The sequence below is a fragment of the Prevotella sp. HMSC073D09 genome, assembly GCF_001814145.1.
In the GTDB taxonomy this organism is placed as follows: Bacteria; Bacteroidota; Bacteroidia; order Bacteroidales; family Bacteroidaceae; genus Prevotella; species Prevotella conceptionensis.
On the sequence record NZ_KV815055.1, the window covers coordinates 22,839 to 29,227 of the forward strand.

5 protein-coding genes are annotated in these 6,389 nt (G+C 48.1%); all 5 read left to right on the forward strand.

Annotated elements, in window-relative coordinates; all coding sequences use genetic code 11:
• Positions 1 to 21 precede the first annotated feature (21 nt).
• Positions 22 to 1,653 carry a RagB/SusD family nutrient uptake outer membrane protein gene (locus HMPREF2955_RS03020; protein ID WP_070720828.1) on the forward strand — a complete coding sequence of 544 codons (1,632 nt, stop codon included), beginning with the start codon at positions 22 to 24 and terminating at the stop codon, positions 1,651 to 1,653.
• Between the two features lie 216 nt (positions 1,654 to 1,869).
• Positions 1,870 to 2,013 carry a hypothetical protein gene (locus HMPREF2955_RS16120; RefSeq protein ID WP_168166858.1) on the forward strand — a complete coding sequence of 48 codons (144 nt, stop codon included), beginning with the start codon at positions 1,870 to 1,872 and terminating at the stop codon, positions 2,011 to 2,013.
• A 198-nt stretch (positions 2,014 to 2,211) separates the two neighbouring features.
• On the forward strand, positions 2,212 to 3,084 hold the full coding sequence (locus HMPREF2955_RS03025; protein ID WP_070720833.1) for a coiled-coil domain-containing protein: 873 nt from the start codon (positions 2,212 to 2,214) through the stop codon (positions 3,082 to 3,084).
• Between the two features lie 72 nt (positions 3,085 to 3,156).
• A complete protein-coding gene (locus HMPREF2955_RS03030; protein ID WP_070720836.1) occupies positions 3,157 to 4,098 on the forward strand; it encodes an HlyD family secretion protein in 942 nt (313 codons plus the stop codon).
• A gap of 399 nt (positions 4,099 to 4,497) precedes the next feature.
• Positions 4,498 to 5,010 (forward strand): ferritin, encoded by a 513-nt coding sequence (locus tag HMPREF2955_RS03035; RefSeq protein ID WP_009231810.1) that lies wholly within the window; start codon positions 4,498 to 4,500, stop codon positions 5,008 to 5,010.
• Positions 5,011 to 6,389 lie beyond the last annotated feature (1,379 nt).

Below are 6,389 nucleotides of genomic sequence, written 5' to 3' on the forward strand. Positions count from 1 at the left end.
TCACCCAAAACCACGCCCATAATGAAACCCAAGACGCACATCATACACCTAACCCTAGCGGCCATTGCGCTGCTGGGCATGTTCGTAAGCTGTCTCGAAGACGATCCACGCGACCGCATTTCGGAAGACCAAGCCATCACGTCGCCCACTTCCTTGTGGATAAACAGCATTGGCACCCTGTACAACAACATCGGTTCGGTCGAAGATGGAAGCGGACTTCAAGGCACGAACCGAGGCATATACGATTATAGTACCTTCACAACCGACGAGGCCATCGTGCCCATTAGGGGCGGCGACTGGTACGACGGCGGCTTTTGGAAACGGCTATACACCCACCAATGGAGCGCCAACGACCTAGAACTGTACAACCTTTGGTGCTACCTTCTCCAATCGGTGGTGTGCTGTAACGATGCCATCGCCCTCATAGACAAGCACAAAAGCCTACTCAACCAATCCCAATTAATGGCCTACAATGCAGAGGCAAGGGCCATCAGGGCCATGTATTACTATTACTTGATAGACCTTTTTGGCAATGTTCCGCTGTTAGAGAAAAACCAAACGTCGGTTGCAGAGGTGTCTAACACACGCCGCAGCGAGGTGTTTCGCTTTGCCTTTAAGGAGTTGCAGCAGGTTGCGCCCTATCTGGCAGATGCCCATTCCAACCTGCAAGGGCAGTATTATGGCAGGCTAACCCGCCCCGTTGCCCATTTTCTATTGGCCAAACTAGCGTTAAACGCCGAGGTCTACACCTGCGACAACCCCGTGCGCCACGCCCGCAAGCCAGGTAAGGACATCCTTTTCACCGTCGATAACGAGCAGCTTAACGCCTGGCAAACCACCATCCGCTATTGCGAAAAGCTGCAAGCGGCAGGCTATACGCTCGAAAACAGCTATGCCGACAACTTCAAAGTGCACAACGAAACGTCGCGCGAGAACATCTTCACCATCCCGATGGACAAGAACATCTACCCCAACCAATACCAATATCTCTTTCGTTCGCGGCACTACAACCACGGCAAGGCATTGGGAATGGGGTCGGAAAACGGACCCTGCGCCACCATTTCCACCGTTCGCGCCTTTGGATATGGCACACCAGAAAAGCTAGATACACGCTTTAAGCTGAACTTTTATGCCGACACGGTGATGGTAGACGGCGATACGGTTCGGCTAGACAATGGTCAACCGCTGGTGTATATGCCTTTGAACGTGGCCGTAGACCTCACCACCTCACCTTATATCAAGACAGCTGGCGCACGTATGGCCAAGTACGAGATAGACAGACACTCCTTTTTAGACGGGAAATTGCAAGACAACGACATCGTGCTGTATCGTTATGCCGACGTGTTGCTGATGTTGGCCGAGGCAAAAGTGCGCAACGGACAAAGCGGACAGGCCGAGATGGATGCCGTTCGAGCCCGTGCGGGCATGCCCTCCCGCACCGCCACGCTGGCCAATATCCTAGAAGAACGTAGGCTGGAACTGGTGTGGGAAGGTTGGCGAAGGCAAGATCTCATCCGCTTTGGCCGCTTTACGCAGAGCTACGACCTGCGCCACGCCCTGGAAAAAGAAGACACTGGCTATACAACCATCTTCCCCATACCCAGCAGAGCCATAGGCGCAAACAGCAATCTGCGCCCCAACAGCGATTTTTAAGGCGGGTTCTAAAAATTACCTTTGCTGTATTTTTGGCTTTTAGCTGAGCAGATTTTGCTTGCTACTTGAAGGAGCATAGTGGACTATGCGACTGAAAGAGTAAGCGAAAGATCCCAGGATAAAAGCAAAAAGACAGTAAAGAGCAATACTAGTAACGACAATAGAACCTTTGCGGGGAATTTTGAGAACACGCCTTAAGGGGCAACTTGCACAGCAATGGGCGGCAAACAAGCGGCAACCAAGAGCCTACAAGGCGAACAGGCTTATAGCGTTACGGCAGTAACAAGCGGCAAACAAGCGGCAAACAAGAGTGAACAATGCCGCCGTGTTCCTGCTCCCCGTCCGTTTCCGTCGGCGTAAAGGCTCACACCTATGTCGCCAAGTCATGCCCTTTGTCGGCAAATGGGCAGCCCATCCCCCACTCTAAAGCCTCCAAAACCATGCAATCTACATATTTTAAGTTATTAAATGTTTGGATTTGCACATTTGTTTTGTCGTATCGTTAGAAATATATAAATTTGCAAATATAATCAAATCCCTATATAAGCGATTGACTTTATGAACAAGAAAATTTGGATACCAACCATCATCGTGGTGCTAATCTTGGCTGGTGTAACGGCCTATCTCTTCATCAACTTGAACAAACAGAAGGAAGAAAACGCCGCCATCAAAGAACTGGCAGAGATAGACAAGAAGGAGATGGAAAACGAGTATCAGCAGTTTGCCCAGCAATACAGCGAGATGAAGACGCAAATCAACAACGACTCCATCGTGGCACAACTCACCGCTGAGCAAGAAAAGACGCAACGGCTACTCGATGAGCTGCGAAGAGTAAAGAGCACTGATGCCATCGAAATAACCCGCTTGAAGAAAGAACTGGCCACTGTCAGGGCGGTAATTCGCAGTTATGTGATGGAGATAGACTCGCTAAACAAGGTGAATGCCAACCTTACGCAAGAAAACACGCGCGTGAAAGGACAATACGAGGCCGCCACCCGACAGATAGAAGGATTGAGTACGGAGAAGCGTTCGTTGTCCGAGAAGGTGGCCATCGCCGCACAACTCGATGCAACGGGCATCTCGCTCGTAGCCAAAAACAAGCGCGGAAAGTCTACCGACCAAATAGATAAGGCCACGACACTGCAAGTGAGCTTTAACATCACACGCAACGTAACGGCAGCAAGTGGCGTTAAAGACATCTATGTACGCATCATGTCGCCCACGGGCAGCCTGCTCAACGGCGCGGGTTCGTTTAGTTATGAAAACCGAACGCTGCAATATTCGATGAAACGCAGCGTTGAATATAATGGCGAAGAAACACCTGTGACGCTCTTCTGGAACGTGTCGCAAGCGCTTGTTGCAGGCACTTATCAGGTGAGTATCTTTGCCGATGGAAACATGATTGGGTCGCGTAGTTTCGCTTTTAAATAGCGAACGGCGCGCCCAAGCCTTCAACAAGCGGCGCGCAAGCAAGCGCCCAAGCACTCATCCCTTAACTTAACCATGCAAAAAAAACTGCGATTAAGATTTAAACTGCTCATTGGCGGAACGATACTTGTCGTTCTTGCGGCTGCCGTCGCCATTGCCGCCAATATGCTAAAGACCCCCAAACCCAGGCAAATAGATGGGCAGGTGGAGGTCTTGCAGTACTCTGTGCAGGTGCAACAAAGGGGAAAAGTGTTAGAGATTAGGGTGAAAGAGGGCGACTATGTGGAGGTGGGCGACACCCTAGCCCTATACAGAACCGACGACACACCCATGCCCGAAGACGCCACATTAGAGCTTTTGGCCACCACCCTGCATCCCTATCGCACCGGGAACAGAAACGTAGACCGCGCTTATGGACGATGGCAACAAGCCAAATCTGCCGAAGAACAGGCCGAGAGGATATACAACGACGTGCAACAGAAGTTCATGAACGGGAAAGCTCCTGCCAGCCTTCGCGACAATGTCTTTACCGAATACAAAACCTTACAGGTGCAAGCCCTATCGCTGAAAGCCGATTACGAGAAGGCTTTACACAACCTCAAGACCGAGAAGTGCAACAGCAAAGGTCCGCAAATCATAGCCATCGTCACCAAGGTTGAAGGCGAAGTGAGCGAAATTGTGGTAAAACGCGGCGAGCAACTCTCGGCCAACAACACCCTGATGAGCATTGCCTTGCTCGACAACTTGTGGGGTTCTATCGCGGTAACCCGCAACGAGAAGATGCAATTTAAAGAGGGCGACACCATACAAGTGTATTGTAAGCCTTTCAACATGTCCGTTCCCATGCGCGTATCCGGTTTCAAAGCCAACTTCGACTTCCTAGACCCCAACAACTACAAGCGTGGCAACGAGGGCGCGCAAACTTGGGAAATGCAATTGCGCCCTGTGTATAAAGTGGAAGGTTTGCGGCCAGGCATGCAGCTGTCCATTGGTGTAAGAGCAGAGGAAGAAGCATAACTGCGGCGCATAAACGGCCAATGCAAGCATCAGCCCCGTTTAACCGCCCAAACCTTTTAACCCCAATCGGTCGTTATTGCATAGCCTTTTCCACTACAACTGCTGCACCAACGCCGGTATCAACCACATATCGTAAACTTCTTTACGATGCTGCTCGCAGCCTTTACCCCACCCTTTGCTTATATTAGAAGAGTCCAAACGGCGCACAAATAGCAGGCCAGACTGCTTTTCCCTGCCCATAGACAACTGGTAAAAACAGATATGAAAGAAGGTCGTTTCGCCTTCATTCGCCACGTCGAAAGTGGCACAAAGTTTGTTTGTAATGCAATAAAAGAAGTATCTAAGGAGGTATCGAGTTAGTAAGTAAAAGTATTCACCATATTATAATCAAACATCATTATGTTAAAGAAGAAAATCGAAGATGCGCTCAACGCGCAAATCAACGCCGAAATGTGGTCGGCTTATCTATATTTGTCTATGGCAGCCTATTGCCATGCACAAGGACAGCCAGGTATGGGAAAATGGTTCGAAGTTCAATTCAAGGAAGAACAAGACCATGCCAAAATACTTTTCAACTACGTTATCTCGCGTAACGGCAAGGTAGATCTTCGCCCCATCGAGGCCGTACCCACCGAGTGGAACAACATCCTTAACGTGTTCGAAAGTTCGTTGCGCCACGAGCAAACCATCACCGAGAGCATCAACAAGCTATTCGCCCTCTGCGCCGAGGAGAACGATTACGCCACACAAAGCATGCTTAAATGGTTCATCGACGAGCAAGTGGAAGAAGAAGAGAACGTGCAAACCATCATCGACAACATCAAGATGATTAAGGATAACGGCTACGGCATCTACATGATAGACAAGGAACTGGGCCAACGCGCCTACAACCCTGCCACGCCGTTGGCCTAAACGTTGCACTCACGTTGTGGACTAACGGCACACGTGCCACATTCGCCCTTTGCCTTGTGTGCACACGGCCCGCTACTTTCACCACGAGTCCACCCGAAACCACATTATGCACAAGCCCCACGCATTCCCCATCCAGGCAGCGTGGGGCTTTTTAGTGCAAAGCACCAGTCAATTGCATTAGTGGCTAGTGGGGCTAGCCTTAGTATATTCACCAGATTACAAGGTTTACTAGTTATTCTAGATTTATTAGATTTAACTAGACCTACATGCTGAAGTCGTATTAACTTTTAATGTTTCTATAACTTGAGAGGAGCGCAGGGCAAGTCAACTCACTGCCTTATAAACCCACGAAAGCCGAACAACTCCCGAAGATACCAACTCATCAACTAACAAACCCACAAACTAACAAACCCACAAACTCATCAACTAACAAACTAACAAACTCATCAACTAACAAACCCACAAGCTAACAAACCAACAAACTCATCAACTCAAAACATCAAAACTCATCAACTCAAAAGTTAAAATCCTTATCTTTTATTTTACAACATTGCTCTAATTTTCGCCCCGTTCTAGCGAAAATAAAGGCCATAATGTAGGTAAATCGCCCCTATTTCAAGCCTTTCACGCCTTACAACATGTTCAATTTTAAGAAAACCACTTGCGTTTTGTACCATTTAGCCTTTCTAGACTGATTGCCAACCCATTATTATTTACGCCCAAAAACCCACTTTTAGACCCCAAAAACCCACTTTTTAACGACCATTTTGCCCTTTTGGGCCCAGTTTTTCATGTTTCTTAAAGGTTTTGTTTATGCAATTGCAGCGTATTTTTATGCTTTTCGCCTTGCGTTTAGCACCATTTTGCACTGCATTTAGCACCATTTTACCTTGCGTTTAGCACCAAAACGCATTGTATTTAGCACCAAAACGCACTGCGTTTAGCGCCAAAATGCACTGCGTTTAGCGGCATATTGCACTATATTTTGCTATAAACAGCCCAAAAGTTGGTGTAAATGGCGGCCTCTTCAAATAAATATTCATTCCGCTGCATTCACATGCTGATTCCTTTTTGCATCAAAACAAACCTCCGCGAGAATCGATTTTTTGCGCAAAGTGTGGATTGGTGAGCAGAAAAGGCGCTTACAATGTTAAAATTTTTACTAAAAACATTACAGCAGCTGACGGATTGACAAGTTGACAAGTTCACCAGTTAACAAGTTCACCAGTTAACAAGTTGACGAGGTGGCGAGTTGACGAGTTGATAAGTTGATAAGTTAACGAGTTGATAAGTTAACGAGTTGACGAGTTGACGAGTTCACCAGTTAACAAGTTGACAAGTTGGTGGCGCAGCCATCTTTTCACCTTTTCACCCTTTCA